23 protein-coding genes are annotated in these 24602 nt (G+C 40.8%); 6 read left to right on the top strand and 17 right to left on the bottom strand.

From position 1 onward, the window contains the following. Positions 1-48: 48 nt before the first annotated feature. A complete protein-coding gene (locus U3A58_RS07390) occupies positions 49-903 on the top strand; it encodes a pirin family protein (RefSeq protein ID WP_323822768.1) in 855 nt (284 codons plus the stop codon). Here U3A58_RS07390 and U3A58_RS07395 read toward each other — a convergent pair whose 3' ends face one another. The 11 genes from U3A58_RS07395 to bshC form a co-directional block, all read right to left on the bottom strand. Then, entirely contained in the window at positions 904-1677 is a 774-nt protein-coding gene (locus tag U3A58_RS07395; RefSeq protein WP_323822769.1) for a Rossmann-like and DUF2520 domain-containing protein, read from the bottom strand. 97 nt (positions 1678-1774) lie between these two features. Then, the gene (locus U3A58_RS07400; RefSeq protein ID WP_323822770.1) at positions 1775-2686 is read right to left on the bottom strand and encodes a DNA adenine methylase; all 912 of its coding nucleotides are present in this window, start codon (positions 2684-2686) and stop codon (positions 1775-1777) included. Further along, entirely contained in the window at positions 2676-4157 is a 1482-nt protein-coding gene (locus U3A58_RS07405) for a hypothetical protein (RefSeq protein WP_323822771.1), read from the bottom strand. The genes U3A58_RS07400 and U3A58_RS07405 overlap by 11 nt, the downstream gene beginning before the upstream one ends. A gap of 157 nt (positions 4158-4314) precedes the next feature. Next, positions 4315-5712, bottom strand: coding sequence for a dihydrolipoyl dehydrogenase (lpdA, locus tag U3A58_RS07410; protein WP_323822772.1), 1398 nt, complete (start codon positions 5710-5712; stop codon positions 4315-4317). 51 nt (positions 5713-5763) lie between these two features. After that, positions 5764-6117: a four helix bundle protein gene (locus U3A58_RS07415; RefSeq protein ID WP_323822773.1), complete on the bottom strand. Its 354-nt coding sequence runs from the start codon at positions 6115-6117 to the stop codon at positions 5764-5766. Positions 6118-6223: 106 nt separating this feature from the next. Further along, a complete protein-coding gene (gene odhB / locus U3A58_RS07420; RefSeq protein WP_323822774.1) occupies positions 6224-7762 on the bottom strand; it encodes a 2-oxoglutarate dehydrogenase complex dihydrolipoyllysine-residue succinyltransferase in 1539 nt (512 codons plus the stop codon). 87 nt (positions 7763-7849) lie between these two features. Continuing rightward, complete coding sequence (locus U3A58_RS07425) at positions 7850-10642, bottom strand: 2-oxoglutarate dehydrogenase E1 component (RefSeq protein ID WP_323822775.1); 2793 nt, start codon at positions 10640-10642, stop codon at positions 7850-7852. A 239-nt stretch (positions 10643-10881) separates the two neighbouring features. Then, complete coding sequence (locus U3A58_RS07430; protein WP_323822776.1) at positions 10882-12546, bottom strand: patatin-like phospholipase family protein; 1665 nt, start codon at positions 12544-12546, stop codon at positions 10882-10884. Between the two features lie 239 nt (positions 12547-12785). Next, positions 12786-13283, bottom strand: coding sequence for a hypothetical protein (locus U3A58_RS07435; protein WP_323822777.1), 498 nt, complete (start codon positions 13281-13283; stop codon positions 12786-12788). A 22-nt stretch (positions 13284-13305) separates the two neighbouring features. Beyond that, on the bottom strand, positions 13306-13878 hold the full coding sequence (locus U3A58_RS07440; RefSeq protein ID WP_323822778.1) for a 5-formyltetrahydrofolate cyclo-ligase: 573 nt from the start codon (positions 13876-13878) through the stop codon (positions 13306-13308). Beyond that, positions 13868-15433, bottom strand: a complete 1566-nt coding sequence (gene bshC / locus U3A58_RS07445) for a bacillithiol biosynthesis cysteine-adding enzyme BshC (protein WP_323822779.1) — start codon at positions 15431-15433, stop codon at positions 13868-13870. Before bshC ends, U3A58_RS07440 begins: the two co-directional genes overlap by 11 nt. Positions 15434-15636: 203 nt before the next feature. On the opposite strand from bshC, the gene U3A58_RS07450 reads away from it, so the two are divergent. From U3A58_RS07450 to U3A58_RS07465, 4 genes are all read left to right on the top strand, one after another. Next, positions 15637-16878: a M16 family metallopeptidase gene (locus U3A58_RS07450; protein WP_323822780.1), complete on the top strand. Its 1242-nt coding sequence runs from the start codon at positions 15637-15639 to the stop codon at positions 16876-16878. Next, a complete protein-coding gene (ispF, locus tag U3A58_RS07455) occupies positions 16875-17357 on the top strand; it encodes a 2-C-methyl-D-erythritol 2,4-cyclodiphosphate synthase (RefSeq protein ID WP_323822781.1) in 483 nt (160 codons plus the stop codon). Before U3A58_RS07450 ends, ispF begins: the two co-directional genes overlap by 4 nt. Beyond that, positions 17354-18037: a tRNA (5-methylaminomethyl-2-thiouridine)(34)-methyltransferase MnmC2 gene (mnmC2, locus tag U3A58_RS07460; protein ID WP_323822782.1), complete on the top strand. Its 684-nt coding sequence runs from the start codon at positions 17354-17356 to the stop codon at positions 18035-18037. Before ispF ends, mnmC2 begins: the two co-directional genes overlap by 4 nt. Positions 18038-18281: 244 nt before the next feature. Continuing rightward, complete coding sequence (locus U3A58_RS07465) at positions 18282-18755, top strand: Clp protease ClpB (RefSeq protein WP_323822783.1); 474 nt, start codon at positions 18282-18284, stop codon at positions 18753-18755. Here U3A58_RS07465 and U3A58_RS07470 read toward each other — a convergent pair. From U3A58_RS07470 to U3A58_RS07495, 6 genes are all read right to left on the bottom strand, one after another. Beyond that, a complete protein-coding gene (locus U3A58_RS07470; RefSeq protein ID WP_323822784.1) occupies positions 18752-19255 on the bottom strand; it encodes a hypothetical protein in 504 nt (167 codons plus the stop codon). The genes U3A58_RS07465 and U3A58_RS07470 overlap by 4 nt on opposite strands. Positions 19256-19326: 71 nt before the next feature. Next, on the bottom strand, positions 19327-19986 hold the full coding sequence (locus tag U3A58_RS07475) for a phosphatidylserine decarboxylase family protein (RefSeq protein ID WP_323822785.1): 660 nt from the start codon (positions 19984-19986) through the stop codon (positions 19327-19329). Positions 19987-20058: 72 nt separating this feature from the next. Next, the gene (locus U3A58_RS07480) at positions 20059-21336 is read right to left on the bottom strand and encodes a Glu/Leu/Phe/Val family dehydrogenase (RefSeq protein WP_323822786.1); all 1278 of its coding nucleotides are present in this window, start codon (positions 21334-21336) and stop codon (positions 20059-20061) included. Between the two features lie 70 nt (positions 21337-21406). Then, positions 21407-22246, bottom strand: coding sequence for a phosphatidate cytidylyltransferase (locus U3A58_RS07485; RefSeq protein ID WP_323822787.1), 840 nt, complete (start codon positions 22244-22246; stop codon positions 21407-21409). Beyond that, a complete protein-coding gene (locus tag U3A58_RS07490) occupies positions 22230-22436 on the bottom strand; it encodes a putative signal transducing protein (protein WP_323822788.1) in 207 nt (68 codons plus the stop codon). Before U3A58_RS07490 ends, U3A58_RS07485 begins: the two co-directional genes overlap by 17 nt. Next, positions 22411-23361 carry a CPBP family intramembrane glutamic endopeptidase gene (locus U3A58_RS07495; RefSeq protein ID WP_323822789.1) on the bottom strand — a complete coding sequence of 317 codons (951 nt, stop codon included), beginning with the start codon at positions 23359-23361 and terminating at the stop codon, positions 22411-22413. The genes U3A58_RS07490 and U3A58_RS07495 overlap by 26 nt, the downstream gene beginning before the upstream one ends. Before the next feature lie 37 nt (positions 23362-23398). On the opposite strand from U3A58_RS07495, the gene dusB reads away from it, so the two are divergent. Beyond that, positions 23399-24388 (top strand): tRNA dihydrouridine synthase DusB, encoded by a 990-nt coding sequence (dusB, locus tag U3A58_RS07500; protein WP_323822790.1) that lies wholly within the window; start codon positions 23399-23401, stop codon positions 24386-24388. Positions 24389-24602: the final 214 nt, after the last annotated feature.

Consider the following 24602-nt stretch of genomic DNA (forward strand, 5'->3'; position numbering starts at 1 on the left):
TTATTCTCTTCAAAACCATTTAATGTATAGACATCAGTTGGAAAAATCATGAGAGCAATCAAAAAAATACATCAAGCAGAATATAGACCTATTGCGGATTTGGTGACTTATAGCCCTATGCCGACGCGGGTCTTAGCTCATTTAGACCCATTCATATTTTTAAATCATCACGGTTTACAGACTTATCCTACCCACAATCAAGGATTGCCTTTCGGTCCACATCCTCACCGAGGGATGGAAACCGTCACTTTTATTCTGGAAGGGGACATCACGCATTTGGATTCTTCGGGCCATGAGTCTGTGATCGGCTCTGGGGGCGTTCAATACATGACAGCTGGAAGTGGCCTGATCCACTCTGAAGTGAGCAGTTCTGAATTCAAAAAAAATGGGGGAGAACTCGAAATCCTTCAGCTTTGGCTGAATCTTCCTGCTGATAAAAAAATGATTGCTCCTAAGTATAAGGGACTTCAAAAAGAAGAAATACCAACATTTACCCTAGATAATGGTAAAGTAAAAGTGCAGCAATTATTCGGGGAATGGAAAGAAACAAAGGGAGCTTTCGAAGGTAATTTCCCAATCAACATGAGTACAATTCATCTGGAAGAAGGCGGAAAGTTTGAAAAGTCTATTGCAAAATCAGATACTATATTCTTTTATATCGTACGCGGAGCACTGCAAGTAAATGGGGCAGTAGTAGATTTCAGGCATTTGGTAGAATTTGAAAATACTGGCGAGAAAGTCCAAGTAGAAGCTACCGAAGACACAATCCTAATCCTAGGGAATGCCGCTCCTTTCAATGAACCCATAGTCGCTCAAGGTCCATTTGTGATGAACACACATAAGCAGATCCAAGAAGCTTACGATGACTACCAAGCCGGAAAATTCGGCACTTGGAAGCACTGATCAGCTGTCAATAATATCCTGGGAGATCAATCGGTAGATTTCGGCGATTCCATCGTTGTAACTCAAAAATCGATGGTGGTCTTCCAGGGTCTCATAATCTTCCCTTATCGCAGGACCGGTTTGAGCCGCTTTCGCCCCCATTTGAAGACTTTTGGAAATCGTCTCAATAATCAGCGGCTTCAGCATATCGAAATCCAATCCCTGCCTCTGCATCACTTCTTCCGCAATCCTGATCATATGATTGGAAAAATTACTAGCGAAAACCGCGGCGATATGCATGGCTTTTCTATCCTTTGATCGCACGGTATAAGTCAAGTGAGATAAACTTTTTGCAAGCTTTTTCAGCTTTTGTAATGTCTCTTCATCATCAGATTCCAGCAAAAAAGGCACTTCGCCAAATTCGATTTTCCTTCCCTTTGTAAATGACTGTAAAGGATAAAATATACCGGTATAGGTAGCCGAACTATAATTCAACATATCCAACCCCACAGATCCTGAGGTATGAACCAGTATTGCATTCTCCGGCAAAATAACCTCGTTCGCCACATCCATTATTGCAGAATCCTTTACTGCAAGAATAAATATCTCTGCCTCACTATCGGTGAAATCAAATTCATCTTTTGGCTCTCCAGCATATACCCGTTCCGTGATTTGTGCAGCACTTTTGATCGTGCGCGCATACACTTCAGTAATTGAATGTCCCGCATCTTCAAGGGCTGGAGCCAGGTGCCAGGCAACATTTCCGGCACCCAGTATGGCGATTTTAAACTTCATGATGGAAGTAAGTTTAACTGAATCGAAAACTCATTTATAATTGATTGGAACAACTAACGTGACAAAAAACATAAAGAAAGCCTGGAGAATATATAGCTCACTTTTTAGAGTTTACAGCAATTCCTTCTTCCATCTGCCTACTTTCTTTAATTTTGTACCGATCTGGCAAAAGACAATCATCACTAAATATCATTAATTCACGTCCAACTTTGGCTTTATTTGCGAAGTAGTTAAATTTCAAAAAACTTTGGTTGCTACTTTCAAAAAGTTCTCGTATAAAATCACTGTCATCATAAGATATTAACCACCTAAAACTTTCAAGTCTTCTAAAATAATCAGCAAAGTTAATGTGGTCATTCTTTTTGAAAGCATGCCGATAAAGATCGTTTCCTTTCTTATAGTAAGGGGGATCTAAGTAGACAAGTACTTTTTCCGCTTTTAATGGTAAGTGGGTTATGTATTTTTCAAGAAAAGTTATTGCGTCTAGATTGAATATTTCTATTCGCTCTTCATAATCCGCTATTAACTGGATTCTTTCAATTAAGTCTCTCTTATTAAACCGAGCGTCTACTTTCCATTCTCCTTTTTGTTCTCTTCCTCCAATCGGACCTGCCCGAAGTATTCCTGAACGATTACAGCGATTCATATAAAAAGCTGCAAAACCTTTTTCTAGGACACTGTACTGCTTTATATCTCCATTAATAATTTCCTTTTGTAGATAGTATTCCTCTATATTGACTGAGGTATTCTCAATTTTATAAATAAATGTATCTGTCTCTCGTAAAATTGATTTCCAAAAACAATACAAATGGTGGTCAATATCGTTCAAAACGATCTTGTAAACCTTTTCATTCATGAGAAGGTTTAAAGCTGCTCCTGCACCGCCAGCAAAGGGTTCAATATAACTACCACCTTCTAAGTCGTTTAACTCAATTAGTTCTGAGAAGAATGGAGCTAATGATTGCTTTCCACCTGGATAACGAAGTGGGCTGTAATGACTATGATTCATCTTCTTTGACTGATTTTAGTAATATTTTCTTTAGGTAAGGTTCGATGTCCTTCCATATGTTTCTAAGCTTTTCTTCGTTAGGGTGCCACTTGCTATTATGTACAAATTGATTCATAGAACGAAGGATTGGTTTTGTGCTGTCTTCGCGCATAATTAAACCTAAGTTTCTCAACATGGCCGGGTCATCTAAAAGTTTCTTGACCATAATTCGATTCAACATTTCAGACATTTGAGGCATCCATTCTTTGAGTTCTTTTTTTGGCTTCCCTTTTGCCTCTAATTCACCTCTCCAAACTTGCAATTCCCCTATGCTATCTAAATACTCATATGTACTTAATTCTAACAGCATTCGGATAATCATAGCTGACGAATTCGGATATTTCCTAGGGCTAAGCGTTGTTAACTCAATGATTATATCCTTGATTTTCTGATTATCCAATTCACAATTCAAGGAACTTTTGAAGAATAAACCTGTAGGTTTTCTAGTTAATGGTGTGGGTTTTGGCAACGGTGAAGGAGTTTGTTCTTCAGGCTCATCCACTATTTCTTCCTTTTCAAAAATATCTGCAATTGATTGGCCTTCTTTCTTTTTACTTAAGTTGGGTCTATCATCGTTACCAATACGCTCACCAAAATATTTGTCAATGTCTTCTACTTTGTTGAGTGTTCTTGAAGTTTCTTTACTTGTTGCAATGTCAGTAACAATTCTTTTTAATCCTTTTTTGAATTCGGAGCTTTCAATATCAACGACAATATTTCCTTCCGTATCTTGTTGCACACCCAAGAATGTTTTACCCGAAGGCTTACTTACAACACGATCAAAGGTGGATAAGCTAAAAGTGTATTCATTGTGAACTATCTTTTTTACTTCATCCTCTAATTCTATTTTTTTTGCAGCTTCATAAAGTTGTAATAAGTAGCGAGCATCTTTAATATCTCCCTCAGTTACTCCTAGTCTTTCTGCTGCTTCTTTAACTGTCAAACCATCTTCTAAAGGCTGAACATAGAAGTGGGCTTTCATTATTGGCTCCCATTCTTTAACAGTTTTTTTAGTATGTTTCCTTACAATCATTTTCAAGGCTGAATCTCGATCTGGTGCAAAGAGTACTTGAAGCTTGCTTATCTCATTAGGATCAACCTTCTTAGCTAGCTTTTTAAAATAGGCTTGATGCTCTTCTGGTGCAAGATTTGGGTTTCGAAGAAGCTTACATGCAGTTAATCTTCTGTTACCTTCTAAAACATATTTTTTACCATCTGCTTCATTTTGATGAGCAATCATCTGTTCTAAAGGAGAATATCCATCTTCGGAAATTGAAGAAGCTATCTCTTTAACATTGCTATGATTTACCAATTCTTCTATGATTTCATTTTGCAAGTAAGGATCAGATCTTTTGGGTAATCTAGGGTTCTTCGGATCTAAAAATAATGCGCCTAATCGCTCTTTTTTGCTAGGCCAATCCATGTAGCTCATAAGTATTTACTTTTTTAATCCCCTCTAACCATTCAGAGGTTATGGTATTTTTAACCAACCTCAACTTAATTATTATTTTCTTAATAATTAGAACGTATTATATAAAAAGCCACTCGAATCTCTCCGAATGGCTTTTTCAACAACTATATTATTGTGCTTAAATATGTAGCGCTCTATTATCTGTAGCTGCCAGACAGGCTTCTTTGAAAGCTTCCGTATAAGTCGGGTGCGCATGTGACATTCTGGAGATATCCTCAGCTGATGCTCTATATTCCATAGCCACCACTGCCTCAGCAATCATATCAGCCGTTCTTGGGCCTATCATGTGTACGCCAAGGATCTCGTCAGTCTCAGCATCTGCCAGCACCTTCACCAATCCATCGGTATCCATAGAAGCCCTCGCACGTCCTGAAGCCAGGAAAGGGAATTTACCGGTTTTGTATTTTATACCCTTTTCCTTCAATTGTTCTTCGGTAAAACCGACAGCCGCTACCTCAGGCCAAGTATATATTACACCTGGAATTAAGTTATAATTGATATGTGGCTTTTGACCCAAGATAGTTTCAGCTACAAAAACGCCTTCCTCCTCCGCTTTGTGAGCAAGCATAGCACCTTTCACTACATCACCGATTGCGTAGATATTTGGCACAGTGGTTTGCAAATGATCATTGACTTCGACTTGGCCTTTTTCGGTGATTTTCACACCCGCAGCCTCAGCATTCAAGCCATCCGTATATGGTTTTCTACCGATAGAAACCAAGACATAATCGCCTTTCACTTCGATCGTTTCACCTTTTTCATTTTCTGCGTTGACTGTCACCTCTTTCCCTTTGCTTGCTACAGCAGTCACTTTATGCTTCAGGTAGAACTCAAAGCCTATCTTTTTCAAGGACTTCTGAAGTTCTTTGCCCATGGTGCGATCCATGGTGGGGATAAGAGAATCCATGAATTCAATTACAGATACTTTGGCTCCCAATCTGGCATATACAGAACCTAATTCCAAGCCGATTACACCACCGCCGATTACGACCAGATGCTTAGGGATTTCTTTTAGGTTCAAAGCTTCCGTAGATGTAATCACCCGATCTTTGTCCAGTTTAATAAATGGCAAAGATGATGGCTTAGATCCAGTGGCAATAATGATGTTTTTGCCTTGAATATCTGAAGTAGTACCGTCATCCTTGGTGACTTTCACGGTGGTTTTATCCACGAAGGAACCCACTCCTAGCAGCACATCAATTTTATTCTTCTTCATCAGGTACTGAATACCATCTGTGTTTTGCTTTACTACATCGTCCTTTCTCGTGATCATCTGCTTTAGATCTACTTTCAAATTGCTCAACTTTATTCCATGAGTATCGAAGGTATGCGCAGCATTATGGTAATGCTCAGATGAATCTAAAAGGGCTTTGGAAGGAATACAACCTACATTCAGGCAAGTCCCTCCAAGCGTGGGATATTTCTCAACAATGGCCGTTTTCAGCCCAAGTTGTGCACAGCGAATCGCTGCAACATAACCACCTGGCCCAGAACCAATAACTATAACGTCGTACATTTTTTTGTCTTTGTACCAGGTACTAAGTACAAAGTACAAAGTAGCCGGAAATTAAACATTTAGACTTTTCTTAAGCTTCGCTATCATATTCTGAATATGCTCAAGCTGTAATTCTACTTTTTGATATTCGTCTTTCGATATAAAATTCAGGCGATTAGAGATAATCAGCTGGGTATCTAATTCAAAAGAGGATCCTTGGGCTATTCCCAAGAAATTATTAAATTCTTTGTTTGTGTTTCTCCCAGCACCTTCTGCAATATTAGATGGAATTGAAATAACACTTCTGTTGATCTGGCTTATCAAACCGTACCGTTCTTCTTTCGGTAATTTCTTGGTGATATGGTAAAATTCAACAGCTAAATCGATGGCTTTTTGCCAAACAAGTAATTCTTTGAAACGATTCATAGGAATTTGATTTGGATTAAAAATTTAACCTCCAATTTAATCCATAACCACTAGATTACCTATGTGTCTACACTTTGTACTTGGTACTCTATACTTAGGACGATAATTACACTCCAAACAACAATCTGGTCGGGTCTTCAAGCAATTCTTTTACCCGTACAAGGAAGCTTACTGATTCACGACCATCGATGATACGGTGGTCATAAGAAAGCGCTAAGTACATCATCGGAAGAATGACTACTTCACCGTTAACAGCCATTGGGCGCTGCACTATGTTGTGCATTCCCAAAATTGCAGACTGAGGAGCATTTATGATAGGGGTGGACATCATGGAGCCGAAGATTCCACCGTTAGTCAAGGTGAATGTTCCTCCGGTCATTTCCTCGATAGAAAGTTTATTGTCCCTGGCCTTGCCGGCAAGTCTAACAACTTCCTTTTCTATTTGGTCAAAGCTCAATGTCTCTGCATTTCTGATCACCGGCACCACCAAGCCTTTTGGTGCAGATACGGCGATAGAGATATCGCAGAAATCATTGAAAACCATTTCGTTCCCATCAATCTTGGCATTTACAGAAGGCCATTCCTGAAGTGCTACGCAAACAGCTTTGGTAAAGAAAGACATAAACCCAAGTCCTACACCATGCTTCTCTTTGAATTGCTCTTTGAATTTGGATCTCAAATCCATGATCGGCTTCATGTTCACTTCATTGAATGTGGTGAGCATTGCTGTCTCATTTTTCACAGACACCAATCTTCTTGCAACAGTTTTTCTCAACGAGGACATTTTCTCTCTGCGCTCATTTCTAGAGCCGGCAACTGGAGCTGGTGCAGCAGCTTCAGCTGATTTGCTTTCAGATTTTGTTGTTCCAGAAGCCTGTTTTTGAGCCGACTGGGCGTCTTCTTTGGTGATTCTACCGTCTTTCCCGGTTCCTTTTACAGACTCAGGGGAAACGCCTTTTTCTGCTAGAATCTTTGAAGCTGCCGGAGATGCGTGTCCCGTGGCATAGTTGGTATTTCCTGCATCAGTAGCCGAAGCTGGCGCAGCTGATGATTCGGAAGAAGCAGCCTCGGCCGGCTCGCCTTCAGTCACTTCGATCTTACATATCATTCCACCAATCTCAAGCACATCGCCTTCTTTAGCTACATGGCGCAGAATTCCAGATGCCTCAGCCGGCAATTCAAAAGTTGCTTTGTCCGAATCGACTTCAGCGATTATCTCATCCAACTTCACATAATCCCCGTCACTTTTTAGCCAATTGGCCAAAGTCACTTCAGTGATAGATTCACCTACAGTAGGCACCACCATTTCTTTCACCTCTCCGGTTGTTTTTGCCCCAGATGATTTGGTTTCTTCTTTGCCTTTACCTGATTCCTCCTTAGGCTTATCATCCGATGCTTTAGCCGGTGTTCCTGTTTCGTCAATTTCGCAGATCACAGCTCCTATTTCCAGTACATCACCTTCTTGGGCTTTGATGCTTAGCACTCCTGAAGCTTCTGCGGGCAGCTCAAAAGTAGCTTTATCGGATTCCAATTCACACAGGACCTCGTCCATTTGAACCTCATCTCCGTCTTTTTTAAACCATTGGCCGATGGTAACTTCCGTGATGGATTCACCTACAGCCGGAACTTTAATTTCTTTGCTCATAAGTTTTTCTTTTTTCTCTGTTATACTCAAAAAGAGAGGAACAAAATGATATGATTATTTTGGATGTCTTTATAAAAGGAGCAGTAATTATTTCAATTTAAGGGCTTGAGCGACAATATTCTTTTGCTCCTCTACGTGAACTTTATTGTATCCAGTCGCAGGAGAAGCACTAGCTTTCCGAGCAATTACCTCCATTGGTAATTCCTTGTGAAGCAATCTCAAAATATAATTCCAGTAACCCATATTAGACGGTTCTTCCTGAACCCATACAATTTCAGCCTCTGGATAAACAGCGAGCACATCAAGCATTTGCTTTTTTGGGAGGGGGTGAAGTTGTTCGATTCTTACGATAGCTACATCTTTCACTTTCTCCTTTTCTCTCGCCTCATCAAGATCGTAAAATATTTTGCCAGAGCAAAGCACCACTCGCTTCACCTCTTTAGCATTCACGGTAGTGTCTGGAAGCACTTCTCTGAACGTACCTGAGGTAAACTCAGCAAGGGGAGAAACAACTTTTGGATGTCTCAAAAGAGACTTTGGTGACATTACAATACATGGCTTTCTGAATTCCCATGCGAGTTGTCTTCTCAATAAATGAAAGAAGTTGGAAGGTTCCGTGATGTTTGCCACGATCATATTGTATTCGGCCGAAAGCTGCAAAAAGCGCTCTGGACGAGCATTGGAATGCTCTGGCCCCTGGCCTTCGTAGCCATGGGGAAGCAGCATCACCAATCCGTTCATTTTCTGCCATTTTGATTCGCCCGAAGAAATAAACTGATCAATCATCGTTTGAGCACCATTTGCAAAATCTCCAAATTGTGCTTCCCAAATCGTAAGTGAATGAGGGTTAGCCATGGCATATCCATATTCAAAACCAAGCACAGCATATTCAGAAAGTAGGGAATTGTAGATATAAAACTCTCCTTTTCTATCCTTCATTTCCTTCAGTGAATTGTAGGCCTTATTGGTATTGGCATCATGAAGTACAGCGTGACGGTGAGAAAATGTACCTCTCTGCACATCTTGACCTGTAAGTCGCACTGTCTTTCCTTCCAACGTCAAAGAACCGTAAGCAAGCAATTCAGCTGCTGCCCAGTTCAATATTTTTGACTGGAAGAACATGTCCTTGCGCTGCTTCAACTGAGCTTCAATTTGCTTAAGCGGCTTAAACCCTTTAGGAATGATAGTAAGTGCCTCAGCTACTTTTTCAATCAAATCTTGGCTAATTCCAGTTTCTGGAGATTGGTCAAAATCTTCCGGCTTTGATCTTCTCAGGCTGCTCCACTCCTCTTCGAAGCGAGTAGCCTGGTAAGGAAGTGGCTTTTCTTTCACCAAGTTCAATCGGTCTTGAAGGAGCTGCCTGAACTCCTCGTCCATTTGAGAAGCCAATTTAGCCTCCACATCTCCACGCTCGGTCAAGCGCTTTACATAGATCTCACGTGGATTCGGGTGCTTGGAAATAATATTATAAAGTTCTGGCTGTGTGAATTTTGGTTCGTCAGATTCATTATGTCCATGGCGTCTGTAACAGACCATATCTACGAAAATATCTCGGTTGAACTTCTGTCTGAATTCTGCTGCAAGTTTAGCTGCGAAAACCACAGACTCAGCATTATCACCATTCACGTGAATAACGGGTGCATCGATGATTTTAGCTACATCTGTACAGTAAATAGAGGAACGAGCATCATCGAAATCAGTCGTAAAACCAACTTGGTTATTGATCACAAAATGTATCGTGCCACCTGTATTGTATCCTTTTAGATCCTCCATCTGAGTGACTTCATACACGATACCCTGTCCGGCTACGGCAGCGTCGCCATGTATCAAAATAGGAAGTGCTTTTTTGTAATCTCCTTTGTATTCAGAATCTATTTTGGCACGAAGGAAACCTTCAACCACCGGATCCACCGCTTCCAAGTGTGATGGATTTGGAGCAAGCTTTAGGTGGACCTTGTTTTCGCTGTGTGTCACGATATCGCTGGAATAGCCCATGTGATATTTCACATCGCCATCACCCATAGTCAAATCTGGCTTAGCAGTGCCCTCGAATTCAGAGAAAATCTGCTCATAGGTTTTGCCCATGATGTTTGCCAGTACGTTCAAACGACCACGGTGAGCCATTCCTATCATTACTTCCCTCACTCCTAGCTGGGAGGAGGTATTGATCACTGCATCCAAAAATGGGATGGTGCTTTCCCCACCTTCTAGTGAAAATCGCTTTTGCCCAAGATATTTAGTATGCAAAAAGTTTTCAAATACCACCGCTTGGTTCAACTTCGAAAGGATCCTCTTTTTCTCTTCATGGGTAGGACTAAAAGCCAAAGCTTCTTTTTCAACCTTGGTCTTAAACCAATCCAGCATCTCTGGATCACGGATGTATAGGTATTCAAATCCCACTGATCCTTCGTAAATGGATTTCAGTGACTCTAAAATCTTGGAAAACTTAGCATTCCCTATTCCAATTTCCTTTCCAGCCTGGAACTCGGTATTCATGTCCTCCTGTCCTAACCCAAAATCCTGAGGATCGATCAGCGCTTTTCTATCTCTTCGCTCTCTCACTGGATTGGTCTTTGATCTCAGGTGAGCTCTGGAGCGATAAGCATGAATCAATGCTCTCACCTTGATCTCCTTAGGTAATTGCTCCATGTCCATAATAGTGCCGGGGGTTGCAAGTGCACCGTTTTTGGCAGGAGAGCTAGCTTTACCATTAGACGCAGCAGCATTTTCCTCGTCACCGTAATTGGTCAGGGCAAAGTCAAAGCCATCGAAAAACTCTTTCCAGCTTGGGTCGATTGATTCAGGTTCACTCTTGTACGAAGTGTATAGCTCATCTATGTAGGTCACGTGAGCGTTTGCGATATAAGAAAACTTATCCATAATTGATCCTTAATAGGGAACCAAAGCTAAGGTCTTAAATCAATAATAAAAAATTGCTTATTTGCCTTTCCGAATGTATAATATATTCCAATAAAAATGCAAAGTATAAATCCTACAAACAAAATAATAAAGACACAATAAGTTAAACTAGCCAATAAAAAAGCATCCATCAAGTTTTGCATTGAACTTCTGAATTTCGAATCCCATATCTCAGCATCTGAAACGCTAAGACGAGGATATTATTTGCTCACAAATACTAAAGGATCTTCTTCAAATTTCTTCCAATCTTCTAAAAGCGCCTGTTCGAGCCTATTCACCTCATCCCTATGATATTCATCTGGCAGATTCTGAATATACCTTATCAGATTGTAGCAAGTAGTAAACTGCCCACAAGCTATAAGGTTGTCTTGTCTCCGCACTTTTAGATCTTCTGCATCCCACCAAAGTGTAGTAGGCATCTTAGAAGCGATTAGGGCTGAATCCATGATCCGCTTTGTAATTGTGATGACTTCCGTTTTCTCCTTCTGCTTCGCGACACTAAGTGTATTTTGCATTCCGTTTAATTGGTACACAGTAGAAGTAATTCTTCTGTCGATAAACCGAGAGGACTTATATAGTAAATCAAAATTCAATCGTCTAATTTGCCTCAGGAAGATTTCATTAATCATCAGCATAGCAGATGTCCATCTGTTTATAATCATTTTTTTAATCTGACTTACTTCTAATTGAGCGAATTTCTCCACATCATTTAGCACTGCATGAGGTATAATAGCCTGAATTTTAGCCTGTACTTCTCCCTTGACTTTCTTGACTATCGAATCTCCCAAAAGTCCGAGCCCTGTCAATAAGGCAAACCCGCCAATCAATCCTGAGGAAACACTGTAAAGTACAGGCCAAGTCTTACCATAAAATACACTTAATATACAAGCAGTCATTAATCCCAATATTCCTACCAACAGTCCTATCCAATAAATAGGCTTCAATTGTAAGTACCCTAACCACCCAGCTAGGTAGGATGAAAGTGATTCCTTTCCTCCTTTCGTGCCTGCGCCTTGATACGGCTCCCAGATAGGCATTACAAAACCATCTACATCATTTACAATAAGTAAGTCCAACGGAAAGCCTTCATGAGAACTTTTATCAAAATTCACCATACTTCCTATGCCTTGATTGTCTACGATTCCTCCATCCATTACGCCTACACCCTTGGAGAAATTTGGCTGATTGATTAAGTCCAAATATTCCTGACCTTCATGATTCTCCAGGTAATCATTGGGAAATACCATGGGATCGAAACCCACCGGAAAACAAGAAGATGAGGCAATAGCATCCGCTATCCGAATATCTCCCTGCACCGCTTGAAGTTCATCACAAGACAGCTGATAATTGCCAAACCTATTGACATTCTGAAACCTGAAAGCCAAACCATATGTGAACTCAGTCGCATTGAAACACATGTATTTCAGATGGCCTTTTAGATTCTCTGGCTTTAAGGCATCAAAACTTTCACTTACCAATTTCTCATAATACGTGAGTGCAAATCCATTAATGACGGATCTGCTCCTTGTCGTGCTGCGCCAAAATTTAGTATCCATAAACTTCCCTGTAGCTTCATCCAACAGCTTATCTTCCTTCAAAAAAGCATAAAGCTTGGTGTAAAAAGTTTTGAAGGAATCACCTCTGCCATTACTGACCGCAAAAAAAGCAGCTGTGATAGTGCCACCACTCACTGAGCTGATCGCAATGACATTTTCTAGCAACGGCTTTTTGTCAAAATCAACTCTGTCAAGATAATCTAGCACGCCAAGACTAAAAGCAGTAGCTCGGTAGCCTCCACCACTAAAACAAAGGCCTATAGATTCAAATGGTTTTAATGGGTCGGGAGAGTTTGTTGTCAATGCCATAAAAATATAATTAAAAAGCCATCATGTAAAAACAGATAGCTAATATAATGATAATCAGTTACATAAATCAGCCGTTGCGATTAAATCAATTCCCACTGCACACTGCTCCATCGGAATCTTAGTTTACTTAGCATTTAAGCAGACAGTAGTTGTATCCACGCTGAAAATGCATTTACCCGCTGACTATGCGACAAAATGACCATTATTCTAAAAAATCTAACTGCTAACTCTAGCCTATCTTATAACGAATACCTTAACGTAAAGGCAGCATCATCTTCCCATAATTTCGTGAATTCATTGAAATTATAAGCCGGCTTCCAATAAAGCCCCACATAAAAATTACTTTGATTGATATTGTATTCCAATCCCATAATCGCATCTATTCCATAGACATTGTAATCCCTATCAATCTTATACACCCAAGGAGGCTCACCCTTTCCATCTTTCCACATTCCGTAATGTGCACCACCACCTAAATACCACTCTAACCCCCTGAATTCTCGAATATCCATGTGGTGCTCATACAAGACTGCTGCCACCCAGCCTTTCCATCTTCTATAGACCAAAAGATCAACAGCACCTTGCGCTGCAATAAATTGCTTAACTGTGCCGCCTATATTGGTTCCGCCTGTAACCCCAATCATGGTATTATAATCGCTCATCTGAGCCTTTGTCTGCAAAGGAGATGAAAACACAAGAAATAGTGTGGCTACAGCCACCAAAAGAGTAAATCGCATAGAATAACTTATTAATAGAAGATCAAAAAGTAAGAATATTTTCTGGCGTAATGCAATAATCAAGAACTATATCGTGCAATTCAGTTGGAATAGTTAATTCTGCCGCAAAAAAACTCAACCCAACCTTCAAAACAGAAGAATCTAGGTTAGCCAAAAAAACATCATAATAGCCTTTGCCAAAACCGATTCTATTTCCTTTTTGATCAAATGCTAGCAGTGGGACAAATACGACTTGGATCAATTCATTAGATACCAACTTAAATTCTAGCGGGACGGGAATCCCCCATTTATCTAACTGAAACGTAGTATTTGGCTTCAAAAGTAACGTCTGTAATGCCAGTGAATCATGCTGCACCCTAGAGGTATAAATATGGCCGTCTCTTTTCTCCAGATAATCTCTGATTAGAAAAGTATTGATCTCGAGGTGGTGTGGGATGGGGAAAAATAAATGGAAATGCTTGAGCTCTTTTCTCTTATCCAAAAAAGCTTTCACATTCTCAGTGATCTGAAATGACTTTTTCTCAAGTTCCTCATCAGACAAAGCCGCTCGAAGCTCTTTGTAAAAAGTTCTTAACTGCTGCTTATCAAGACTCATTTGCAAATACCATCATCCTAAAATCCAAGGGATCAAAATTGTTCAAAAGCTCAGAGATCAATTCAGGATTGCTCAAGTAAAATTGCATCATATTTACAACCCGCTCTTGAGGAATGCCCCCAGGTTTCACTTGCTCCTGAATGCAACCGGCACGCTCTATCTGTGTGTGCAATCTGCGCTCCTCAGCTTTGCGAAGTTTTCTAGCCATCTGATCGATGATCTTTAATGAGCGAACTTTCCCAGCTTCAAAAGCATTCCCCAGGCTTTTCTCCAAATGTGAAGCTTCCTTTCCTTTTGCGTCAAACAAGGTAGAAATTACTTCTTTTTGCTTAGTCAACTCAATATCCATACTCGCTTCAGCCTTCACAAAGGTCTTTTTCCAATGCGCTACATCCACAAATAGATCTTCTGTATCCCAATTCAATTGGGCCATTTTCCTTTGTGCTTTCTTAGGGAGAAGCAAAGCAAAATTACGCGGCAATACCATCGGAAATGGAATCTCAAAATACTCAAAAACTCCTTTCAACTGTAGCCAGTAAACCACCTCAGACGGACCACCTAAATAAGCCAAATTTGGAAGGATTACTTCCTGATATAATGGACGCATCACCACATTGGGACTGAATCGCTCAGGATGCTGTTCTACTAGTGCTCGCATTTCTTCATCAGTGTACCGCAACTCAGTATTTACCACGCCAAAACCAGATTCCGTTTTTTCAATTCGCTCGCGAACACCCTTATCGAGGTAGAAAAAATTAACTTCTCGGGGAAAAATTTGACTGCTATACCCAAGATTTTCCAAGGCCTCAGTAGCCTCGGTTGCTTTATCAAAAGCCTTATGCTCAAATAAATCGGAAAGAATTACTTCCGAAAACTCTCTTTTTAATTTCGAATTATCCCCATCCACGACTAGCAACCCTTCTTCCCCAAAGAGCGAATTAACATACTTTCGCACTGCCTCAGCAAGAGTCTTAGACGAAGAATATGCCTCTAAAAACACTTTTGGGGCGAAGGAAACTGACTTGAGAAACTCTTTGAAACTCTCATTCAACTCAAAATCTCCGACTGCACCCCGCTGCTCTGAATTCCACTGGTACTTCTTACCATCAAGCTTAAAGTAATTAATCTCGTCAAAATCGTGATCTTCGGTAGCCATCCAGTACACCGGCACAAACTTGTACTCAGGATAAGTCTGAGCTAGTTTTTTGGCAAGATTAATCGTGGAGACAATTTTATAAATGAAGTATAAAGGGCCGGTAAAGAGGTTCAGTTGATGACCTGTAGTCACTGTAAACGTACGTTCAGAGGCTAAAGATTCAATGTTTGAAGACACCGCATCGCTCACTTTCTGGCTGGCGTATTGACCACGGAGGGCATCGCATAAAACTTTACGATTTTCTTCGGAGAAAGCCTTCTGCTCAATTGCCTGCTTGAAGCTCTCCAATTTGGGAGAATGAGTATAAAAAGGTTTCAGCTCCTTTTTCCCATCGATATAATCCAAAAAAAATTGTGAAAACTGTCCGGTTTGGTGGAGTTCTACGCAATGTTTTATCATAAGGGATTTGAGCTGAAGGTTATATTGGGAAATCAACTTAGGTAATCTTTCCAAAGTTCGTTTTTTTTACGGAAAAATCAGGAAAGCTTACATCAAAGGGATAGTTCCTGATTAAACTGAAGTTTTAGCCCAAAGGTTTATTTAAAATCAGCCTTCCAGATTAGCCAGAATTGTCAATTATCTTAGCTTTGCAAGCTACAATTATGCTACCCTACACAAGATTTTTCCTAGAAAACGGACTGGAAGTGATCGTCCATGAAGATCACAGCAGCAAAATCGCTGTTTTCAACCTGCTTTATAAAGTCGGTTCCCGAAATGAAAAACCCGGCAAAACCGGCCTTGCGCATTTCTTCGAGCATTTGATGTTCGGAGGTTCTGCTAATGTGCCTGTCTTTGACCGAGAACTGGAACGTGTCGGAGGCGCATGCAATGCATTTACCAGTCCTGACATCACCAATTATTACATCACCATCCCAGCGGCGAACCTGGAAACGGCATTTTGGCTGGAGTCAGACCGCATGCTGCAATTGACGCTGAGTGAGAAAACCATAGAAACTCAGCGTAAAGTGGTGATGGAAGAATACAAACAGCGCTACCTCAATCAGCCGTATGGCGATGTATTCCATCATTTGCGGGATCTGGCGTACGATACGCATCCCTATCGCTGGCCCACTATAGGTCAGAATCTAGGCGATATTATTAACTATACTCAAGAAGATGTCTGGGACTTTTATCAAGCAAACTATAGACCTGACAATGCCGTGCTGGTGGTTGCAGGTGCCGTGACACAGACAGATGTAGAGCGATTGGCTAAAAAATGGTTTGAACCAATTCCGAATCTGTCAAAACCACATCTACAGATTCCGATCGAGCCTCCTCAACACACTAAAAAGATCAAAGTGGTGGAAGCCGCTGTGCCTACCGATGCATTATATAAAGCCTATAAAATGCCGGCAAAATTGGCCGAGGGATACCTGGAAGCAGATTTAATTACCGATATCATAGGTTTTGGAAAATCTTCCATACTTGAGCAAACTTTGGTCAAAAACGGGAAATTATTCGCTGCCGTAGGAGCTTATATTTTAGGTTCTGTAGATCCCGGACTATTAATTTTCTCCGGGAAAATGGAGTCAGGAATATCGGCAGAAGAAGCCGAAAATGCCTTGGATCAAGTGGTCTCAAAATTTCTGACTACTGAAGTTTCTGATTACACGCTTCAAAAAGTAAAAAACCAAGGTGAGGCAATGAAAACGTACGAATCCATCCAAGTACTCAATCGAGCTATTAGTCTTGCAAATTATGCGCAGCTTGGTAATCCTGAACTGTATTACGAGGAATTTGAAAACAAATCAAAAATAAAAGGAGATGAAATCATGACTTGGGCCAACCGCCTGATCCGAGAAGCAAACTCCTCCGTCTTATATTATAAATCTGTACCTGCATGAGCAAATTCAGAATAGGTTTCGGCTACGATGTCCACCAACTCAAAGAAGGCTACGAGTTCTGGTTGGGAGGGATCAAATTAGAATATGAAAAAGGTGCAGTAGGCCATTCCGATGCAGATGTATTGATTCATGTGATTTGCGATGCGCTACTCGGAGCAGCAAACCTTCGAGACATCGGATATCATTTTTCCGATCAAGATCCTAAATTCAAGGGAATAGACAGCAAGATCCTACTCGCCGAAGTAATGGCTCTCCTTCGTGAAGCCGGCTTTGAAGTGGGTAATTTAGATACTACCATTTGCCTGCAACTACCCAAAGTAAATCCACACATTCCAACTATGAAAAAATGCCTTGCTGAAGTCATGAAGGTATCTGAAAATGATATCTCCATCAAAGCTACCACTACAGAGAAACTAGGATTTGTGGGAAGACAAGAAGGTATTTCGGCATATTGTTCTGCTTTAATCTATTCGATATGAGCGGAAATTTAAAAATCATCACTACTGAGGACGGTTCACATTCGCTATACGATGAAGCGTTAAAAGAAAGCTACCACAATTTAGGTGGAGCTTTCAAAGAATCCATTCACATATGTATGCTCTATGGGCTGGACTCTTGGGTAATGAATAACCCGAACAAAAAACCCCTACGCATCTTTGAAGTAGGTTTTGGCACAGGATTGAATGCTTGGCTGACACTGGTATGGGCAGAGCAAAATCAGATCCCGGTGCTTTATCACAGCATTGAGCCATTTCCTTTGCCTGAGGATATTTACTCCCAATTAAACTATGGAGATATGGACGATGCTATTTTTCATTACAAGCCCTATTTACAGCGATTGCACAAAGCTGCCTGGAATGAAGGCCTCATCATGTCGGAATACTTCAACATGAAAAAGGAGAAATCAACACTTCAGGAGGTAGTGCTCTACCCTTGCGATGTCGTCTTCTATGATGCTTTTGCCCCAAGCAAACAGCCCGAAATGTGGGAAAAAGAGATACTCAGTAAAGTTTGTGCATCATTGAACCCCGGAGGAATATTCACCACTTACTGCGCCACTGGGCAGCTGAAAAGAGACTTGAAAGATTTAGGCCTTGAGGTAGAAACTTTACCCGGACCTCCCGGCAAAAAAGAAATGACCAGGGGCTGGAAGAAATAAAGCTTTCCTTAGGAAGGAAGTTTGGGGTTTACAACAAGTTCTAAGTATGATGTAGTTAAAGAAAAATCAGCTAGCTCAAAAATCACTGGGTCAAGTCACAAGAATTGACTCAGGGGAAATCCCAATTTTCAGCATGGTGCTAATTTGTTGGGCTGCTAAGCTTTGCATTCCATTATATTAGCAGTAAACTCAGTAATGAACTTCCCGAAATGGAAACGTTCCGTACTTTATATACTCAAGAAAAATGACCTTCGGATTAGTTCTATTGTTCCTTAATCTATTTGCACCACAATTCACTGAAGCCGGCCAGGCGAAGTTGGAAAAAATGGTAAGCGACCGAGATGCGCTCACCCAGCAATGGAAAGTATCTGAAAGTAAAAAATCAGGAATCTTAGGTAACCGCACCAAAAAAGACATGATCGAAACAAATGAATGGCTAGAGCGAATCATACAAAAGGACAATCTGATTATGGATGAGCTGAGAATGATCGGTGATATAGAAACTACCACTGCCACTCAGACAGGTGAAGACTACAAGGCAATTGCTTTCAGATTAGAAAAGGATGTGCAGGCACTAAAAAGAGCTGTTGCGGAAAGAGACAAATCACTTGATAAAATGCTCAGCTCACGAAGAACATTTGAGTGGACTACTACAATTTTTTTCCTCAGTACCTTAAGCTTGGGATATTGGGTTTACAAAAGCAAAAAAACAGCTTAATCGACCCTCATAAAGGTTTGGGAAGGAAATTCAATACAGTCAGTATCTGAGTTTACTTTCCAACAATCTTCCTGAAAAGTAAATTGGCGCATATCGCTGGAAAAAGTCAATTTACCCTTTGGTATCCTGAAAAAATCAACTACCCCTGGATTCATTTTGTCTTTAGGCCCATAAAAAGGCCCATTTTCACCCCCACCAAAATAAATCAACGCATTAGAATAATAATACTGAAAAGTGCTTTCTTCAAAGTTATACCAGGAAGAAGCTGTCATTCTATACCCTAATTCCTCACCTAATTCTGTTTTTCTGACAGTGGCTGTAAGGTCAAATACACTGTCATTTTTGAATCGGTAACTATCAACAAACCAAATATCCAGTGAGTCCATATAACTTCGTTTTTCCCAAGTTCCGATAAGTGGAAGTCTTGGATCTTCTTCCTCACTACAGGATACCAGACTCAATAAAAAGAAAGCAAATAAAACTGGAAAGGCAGTTTTCATAGAAAGATTTTATGGTTGACAAACCTGATGACGAAAACTATAAGTGAAACGTTACAAGCAACAATTATATTTTACTTCAATCTCGCAATAGGAGTCCTTCCACCCTTAGTTTTCTCTTCCAGCCCAACAAGAACTTCTGCATCTAACGGTAGGAACACATCCACTCTTGATCCGAATTTGATAAAACCGAATTCTCCGCCTTGAACCAATTCAGAACCTGGCTTCACATACCACTTGATTCTTCTGGCCAAAGCTCCTGCAATTTGCCTTACCAGCAATTTAGTCCCATTTGCATGTTTCAAAACCATGGTTGTGCGCTCATTCTCGGTGCTTGACTTTGGGTGCCATGCTACCAGGTATTTTCCTGGATGATATTGAAAAAACTCCACAATCCCTTTAATCGGAGATCTAGTGATATGAACATTGATGGGAGACATGAAAATCGACACTTGTCTTCTATTTTCTTTCAAATATTCTCCTTCGAAAGTCTCTTCGATGACCACTACTTTCCCATCCACGGGAGCATAAACCAAACTTTCGTCTGAAGGCAATTGGATGATCGGGCTTCTAAAAAACTGAAGAATAATCAGATAGAGCACTATACTGCCTAATACGGCAACATTAGATAGCACTCTGGCATCTGGCATAAAATAGATGATCAGGTAATTGCCGGCAACTAAGATAATCAGCAGCCAAAATAACAAAACTCTTCCTTCTCTGTGTATGGTCATAAGCTTCAAAACTAAAAGGCGTGGAGAAATCCCCACGCCTCAAAGATAAAATAATCTTTCGAGAGAAAAGGCTTAGAATCCTCCTCTGTAAGTATATGTCTTCGCCACTTTATCTATTGCTACGATATAAGCGGCTATTCTCATCGGCACTTCATACTTCAATGATGTTTGATACACAGTGTCAAATGCATCTTTCATGATTCTGTCTGAACGGCGATTTACGCGGTCAGCAGTCCATTTGTAGCCCAACCTATTTTGAACCCATTCGAAATAAGATACCGTCACTCCTCCAGCATTTGCCAAAATATCCGGTACGGCCATGATTCCCTTTTCGTTGATGATAGCATCAGCTTTTGCAGAGGTTGGGCCATTTGCACCTTCTACAATTAATTTTGCTTTGATATCATTTACATTCTGAATAGTAATCACATCTTCAACTGCTGCAGGTACGAGTACATCCACATCCAAAATAAGTAAGTCACTGGCAATGGCCATTTTCTCACCTCCCAAAAATCCTTCAAGATTACCCCCGTTGGTATCTCTATATTCTATAGCTTCTACGATATTTATCCCTTTCTCATTGTAGAAGGCACCGGTGTGATCTGAGATTGCTACAATCTTCAAGCCTCTTTCTTCTAGAAGTCTGGCTGCCCAGGATCCTACATTTCCAAAACCCTGTACTGCACAGGTGGCCTGAAAAGGATTGATTTTCAGCTTTTGCATGGCTGCCAGAGCAGACACCATTACTCCACGACCAGTGGCTTCAGTTCTCCCCAGAGAGCCCCCAAGTACTAGCGGCTTACCTGTCACGACCGAACTCACAGTCATCCCTTTCGCTTTGGAATACTCATCCATTAGCCAGGCCATTTCTCTAGGACCTGTCCCCATATCAGGAGCTGGTATATCCTTATCTGGACCAAAGACATCGATCATTGCCATAGTGTACGCTCTGACAAGACGCTCGATTTCACCCTTGGACATTTCTCTGGGATTACATCTCACGCCTCCCTTACCTCCACCATACGGAATGTCCACCACGGCACATTTCCAGGTCATCCAAGCAGCTAGTGCACGGACTTCATCGATGCGAACATCAGGAGCAAAGCGGATACCGCCTTTTGCAGGGCCCAAAATGTTAGAGTGTATTACTCGAATACCTTCAAAGACTTGGATTTTTCCGTTGTCCATTGTAATAGGAAGGGATACGATTACTTGTTTGGCTGGATTTTTCAGAACATTGTACACCTCATCGGAGAGGCCAAGCTTTTCAGCTGCAATGTTGAATCTTTCCATCATTGACTCCAAAGGATTCTCTTTATCCTTGATCGGAGCCGGTTCAATGTAAGCCATATTCGGGTTTGATTTAGTTATTCAAATGCGGTATAATATTAAGTAGATTTTCAATCAACAGGGGCTCAAATTAGAAGATTTTCAAAAAGGCAGTGATAAATGGAGCCGAAAGTAACAATCCGTCAAAACGATCCATAAACCCACCATGTCCGGGAAGTCCCTTCCCAGAATCCTTGATCTCTATTGATCGCTTGAAAAGCGATTCTATCAGATCTCCATAGGTGCCTGCAATAATGATAATCCCGGCAATTACTAACCATTTCCAATCTTCGATCACATGAAAATACCTAGTTAAAATAAAAGCGACTCCAATTGCTGAAAAAGCTCCGCCCAAAAAGCCTTCCCAAGACTTCTTTGGGGAAACTCGTTCGAATAACTTAGTCTTTCCAAATTTCGTTCCCGCAAAATAGGCTCCTGTGTCACTAGCCCATAAGATCAGAAGACAGCCAATAATGATCTCATAATTATAAGTAGCATCTACTGAAAATACTGCAAGATTTAGTAATGAAAAGGGCACCGCCACATAAAAAAGTCCTAAAAAAGTATATGCAACGCCAGTGAAAGGTTTTTTGTCAGTTTTACGATAAAGTTTTATAAAAAATGTAAGGGAGACAATCGGAAAGATCAAAAAGAAATATTTATCTGAAAGATGCTCCTGCTGTACCAAAAAGGTGAGACAGAATATCATCAATCCGAGAAAGGTGCCGAAGCTTCTCAGTGGCAGCATCCCGTCCAATCCACTCAGCTTATAAAACTCCATTTGAGAAAAGCCTAAAATCCCAGCAAAAACCAGAAAATAAGTGTAGTCAGAATAAATACACCCACCCACTATGATCAATGCTCCAAACAATGCGGTAATGGCTCTCTGGCCTAGGTTACTGTAATTATTAATATTAAAACGTGATCTCATTCTGAATTATGTTATTAGCCGACATCATATTTTCACTCTGCACGTGCACCTCATAATTCCCAAAAATCTGATAGACAGTTTCTTTTTTATTCAATATGACAGCTTGAATTTGATGCTCCTCTAATATTCCTTTGACTATCTCAGCTCTCACTTGCATGGGAGTTTCAAATACCTTGTTCCAGTTCTCCATTGGGCTTATTTATTTTCTTAAAGTAAAAGATTCCTGCCAAAAGAACCAATAAACCGATGATAGCAGCAGGATAAGATACTGTATCTGTAGATTCCATATCAAAATCTATCATTCCTTGATTGGAAGCATAAACCATCAGTACAGTAATTGTATTGTTTGCTATATGAGCTAAGATAGGGTATGTGAGGCTTCCTGAATAATAATAAAGGTATCCAAACATGCCTCCCAAAAATAATCTGGGAAGAAAGCCGTAAAACTGTAAGTGGATCGCTGAAAAAATAAGAGCTGTGACCCATACTCCAGCGTGACCATTGTCGGTGTACAAATGCATCTTAGGCTGGATCAGGCCTCTGAAAAACATTTCTTCTCCTATTCCTGCAAATACCCCAATGACCAAAACCCCCATCAGCAACTCCGGGATCGACTGAAAATCCGTCAGAAACTTAGTTAGCTCCATTAGCTGTCCCTCCATTTCTTTCATCCAAGACTCCATGTCCGACAAGAACTCAGGAAGCACCAACTGTGAATTCCAATACACTAGCAACCCATTGAAGAGCATGCCTCCTACAGTGATCAACAAAACCAATCCAGCTCCTTTTAAGGTAAATTTTGGTAATTGAATCTCCCAATGAAGATCGGCCTTATCTATGGATCGAATGATCACATAAGCCGCTACCCAAAATCCAATTCCAGACCCGATCCCCTGCACAAAAAACATGGCCATTCGACCATTAGTAGGTGAATAATCACCCGTCATAAGCCCCATAATCTCTTGAATAGAGATATTGAATAGAAATGGCGCCACAGCAAGGGCGGCTACTTGTAATATGATCAAAATTCCAATAGACACTAAAACAGTGACTACCAAGGACAAAAGCCAACTCTTTCTCTTGGCAATTTCTGTTTCAGTTTCGTATATCTCCATAATTGGGGTAAATTTACGCGCAAATTTAAAATAAGAAGTGGTTAAGATAGGAAACTTGGAGTTAGGGGAGTTCCCATTGTTGCTTGCACCAATGGAAGATGTGAGTGATCCGCCGTTCAGGGCAGTCTGCAAACAAAATGGTGCAGACCTGATGTACACGGAGTTTATCAGCTCAGAAGGCTTGATTCGCGACGCTGCAAAAAGCATAGCAAAGCTTGATATTTTCGATTACGAGAAGCCGATTGGGATTCAGATTTTCGGAAATGAAATTGCCTCCATGCGTGAGGCAGCAGCTATCGTGGAAGAAGCCAGACCAGATATTTTGGATATCAATTATGGCTGTCCTGTAAACAAAGTTGCATGCAAAGGCGCCGGCGCTGGAATCCTCTTGGACATCGACAAGATGGTCTCCATGACAGCCGAGATCGTAAAAGCCGTAAACATCCCCGTGACAGTAAAAACCCGCCTAGGTTGGGACAATGACACCATCCGCATCGTGGAAGTAGCAGAACGGCTTCAGGACGTGGGAATTCAAGCCATCAGCATTCATGCCCGTACGCGTAAGCAGATGTACAAGGGAGAAGCTGACTGGAGTTACTTGAACAAAGTAAAAGAAAATCCACGTTTACATATTCCTGTCTTCGGAAACGGAGATATAGATTCGCCAGAGAAGGCGCTGGAATACAAAAATAAATACAACGTCGATGGCATGATGATCGGTAGGGCATCTATCGGATACCCGTGGATTTTCAATGAGATCAAGCATTTTCTAGCCACTGGAGAAAAACTTGCCGCTCCTGGGCTGGAAGAAAGAATTGCCGTCGCAAAAAAACACCTGGATTTCTCCGTGGAGTGGAAAGGCCAAAAACTTGGGATTTTAGAAATGAGAAGGCACTACACGAATTACTTCCGCGGCATGCCAAATTTCAAACAGTATCGCGCTGAAATGGTTACTGCTGAAACTTATGAACATGTCTGTGAGATTTTAGAACAAGTCTCTGATGTTTATGCGGATCACGTTTTTTAGTGAAGGTGACCGAATACAAGAAAGTTTGATTACAAAAAACAACATACAAACTCTTTGGATTACAGGGTTACTCGACAAACTGAAGACAAGTATACTTGCTTTCAAGATTTGTATGCAAACACGCTTGTCTTCAAGATTTAATTAGAAATGGAATACAAGAGCGAATAATAATACAACCTCATAACATTTGCTCTAGCAGCACTGCATCTAAACT

This window comes from Algoriphagus persicinus (assembly GCF_035156415.1).
GTDB lineage: Bacteria > Bacteroidota > Bacteroidia > Cytophagales > Cyclobacteriaceae > Algoriphagus > Algoriphagus persicinus.

What these genes read in the sequence shown, in the direction of transcription:
- U3A58_RS07450 (WP_323822780.1), top strand. Translation starts at nt 15,637, where the DNA reads ATGCTACCCTACACAAGATTTTTCCTAGAAAACGGACTGGAAGTGATC.
- bshC (WP_323822779.1), bottom strand. Translation starts at nt 15,433, where the DNA reads ATGATAAAACATTGCGTAGAACTCCACCAAACCGGACAGTTTTCACAA.
- U3A58_RS07470 (WP_323822784.1), bottom strand. Translation starts at nt 19,255, where the DNA reads ATGAAAACTGCCTTTCCAGTTTTATTTGCTTTCTTTTTATTGAGTCTG.
- U3A58_RS07405 (WP_323822771.1), bottom strand. Translation starts at nt 4,157, where the DNA reads ATGAGCTACATGGATTGGCCTAGCAAAAAAGAGCGATTAGGCGCATTA.
- U3A58_RS07435 (WP_323822777.1), bottom strand. Translation starts at nt 13,283, where the DNA reads ATGCGATTTACTCTTTTGGTGGCTGTAGCCACACTATTTCTTGTGTTT.
- U3A58_RS07485 (WP_323822787.1), bottom strand. Translation starts at nt 22,246, where the DNA reads ATGAGATCACGTTTTAATATTAATAATTACAGTAACCTAGGCCAGAGA.
- mnmC2 (WP_323822782.1), top strand. Translation starts at nt 17,354, where the DNA reads ATGAGCGGAAATTTAAAAATCATCACTACTGAGGACGGTTCACATTCG.
- U3A58_RS07480 (WP_323822786.1), bottom strand. Translation starts at nt 21,336, where the DNA reads ATGGCTTACATTGAACCGGCTCCGATCAAGGATAAAGAGAATCCTTTG.
- U3A58_RS07430 (WP_323822776.1), bottom strand. Translation starts at nt 12,546, where the DNA reads ATGGCATTGACAACAAACTCTCCCGACCCATTAAAACCATTTGAATCT.
- U3A58_RS07495 (WP_323822789.1), bottom strand. Translation starts at nt 23,361, where the DNA reads ATGGAGATATACGAAACTGAAACAGAAATTGCCAAGAGAAAGAGTTGG.
- U3A58_RS07390 (WP_323822768.1), top strand. Translation starts at nt 49, where the DNA reads ATGAGAGCAATCAAAAAAATACATCAAGCAGAATATAGACCTATTGCG.
- ispF (WP_323822781.1), top strand. Translation starts at nt 16,875, where the DNA reads ATGAGCAAATTCAGAATAGGTTTCGGCTACGATGTCCACCAACTCAAA.
- U3A58_RS07440 (WP_323822778.1), bottom strand. Translation starts at nt 13,878, where the DNA reads ATGAGTCTTGATAAGCAGCAGTTAAGAACTTTTTACAAAGAGCTTCGA.
- U3A58_RS07425 (WP_323822775.1), bottom strand. Translation starts at nt 10,642, where the DNA reads ATGGATAAGTTTTCTTATATCGCAAACGCTCACGTGACCTACATAGAT.
- U3A58_RS07490 (WP_323822788.1), bottom strand. Translation starts at nt 22,436, where the DNA reads ATGGAGAACTGGAACAAGGTATTTGAAACTCCCATGCAAGTGAGAGCT.
- odhB (WP_323822774.1), bottom strand. Translation starts at nt 7,762, where the DNA reads ATGAGCAAAGAAATTAAAGTTCCGGCTGTAGGTGAATCCATCACGGAA.
- U3A58_RS07415 (WP_323822773.1), bottom strand. Translation starts at nt 6,117, where the DNA reads ATGAATCGTTTCAAAGAATTACTTGTTTGGCAAAAAGCCATCGATTTA.
- U3A58_RS07395 (WP_323822769.1), bottom strand. Translation starts at nt 1,677, where the DNA reads ATGAAGTTTAAAATCGCCATACTGGGTGCCGGAAATGTTGCCTGGCAC.
- U3A58_RS07475 (WP_323822785.1), bottom strand. Translation starts at nt 19,986, where the DNA reads ATGACCATACACAGAGAAGGAAGAGTTTTGTTATTTTGGCTGCTGATT.
- U3A58_RS07465 (WP_323822783.1), top strand. Translation starts at nt 18,282, where the DNA reads ATGACCTTCGGATTAGTTCTATTGTTCCTTAATCTATTTGCACCACAA.
- lpdA (WP_323822772.1), bottom strand. Translation starts at nt 5,712, where the DNA reads ATGTACGACGTTATAGTTATTGGTTCTGGGCCAGGTGGTTATGTTGCA.
- U3A58_RS07400 (WP_323822770.1), bottom strand. Translation starts at nt 2,686, where the DNA reads ATGAATCATAGTCATTACAGCCCACTTCGTTATCCAGGTGGAAAGCAA.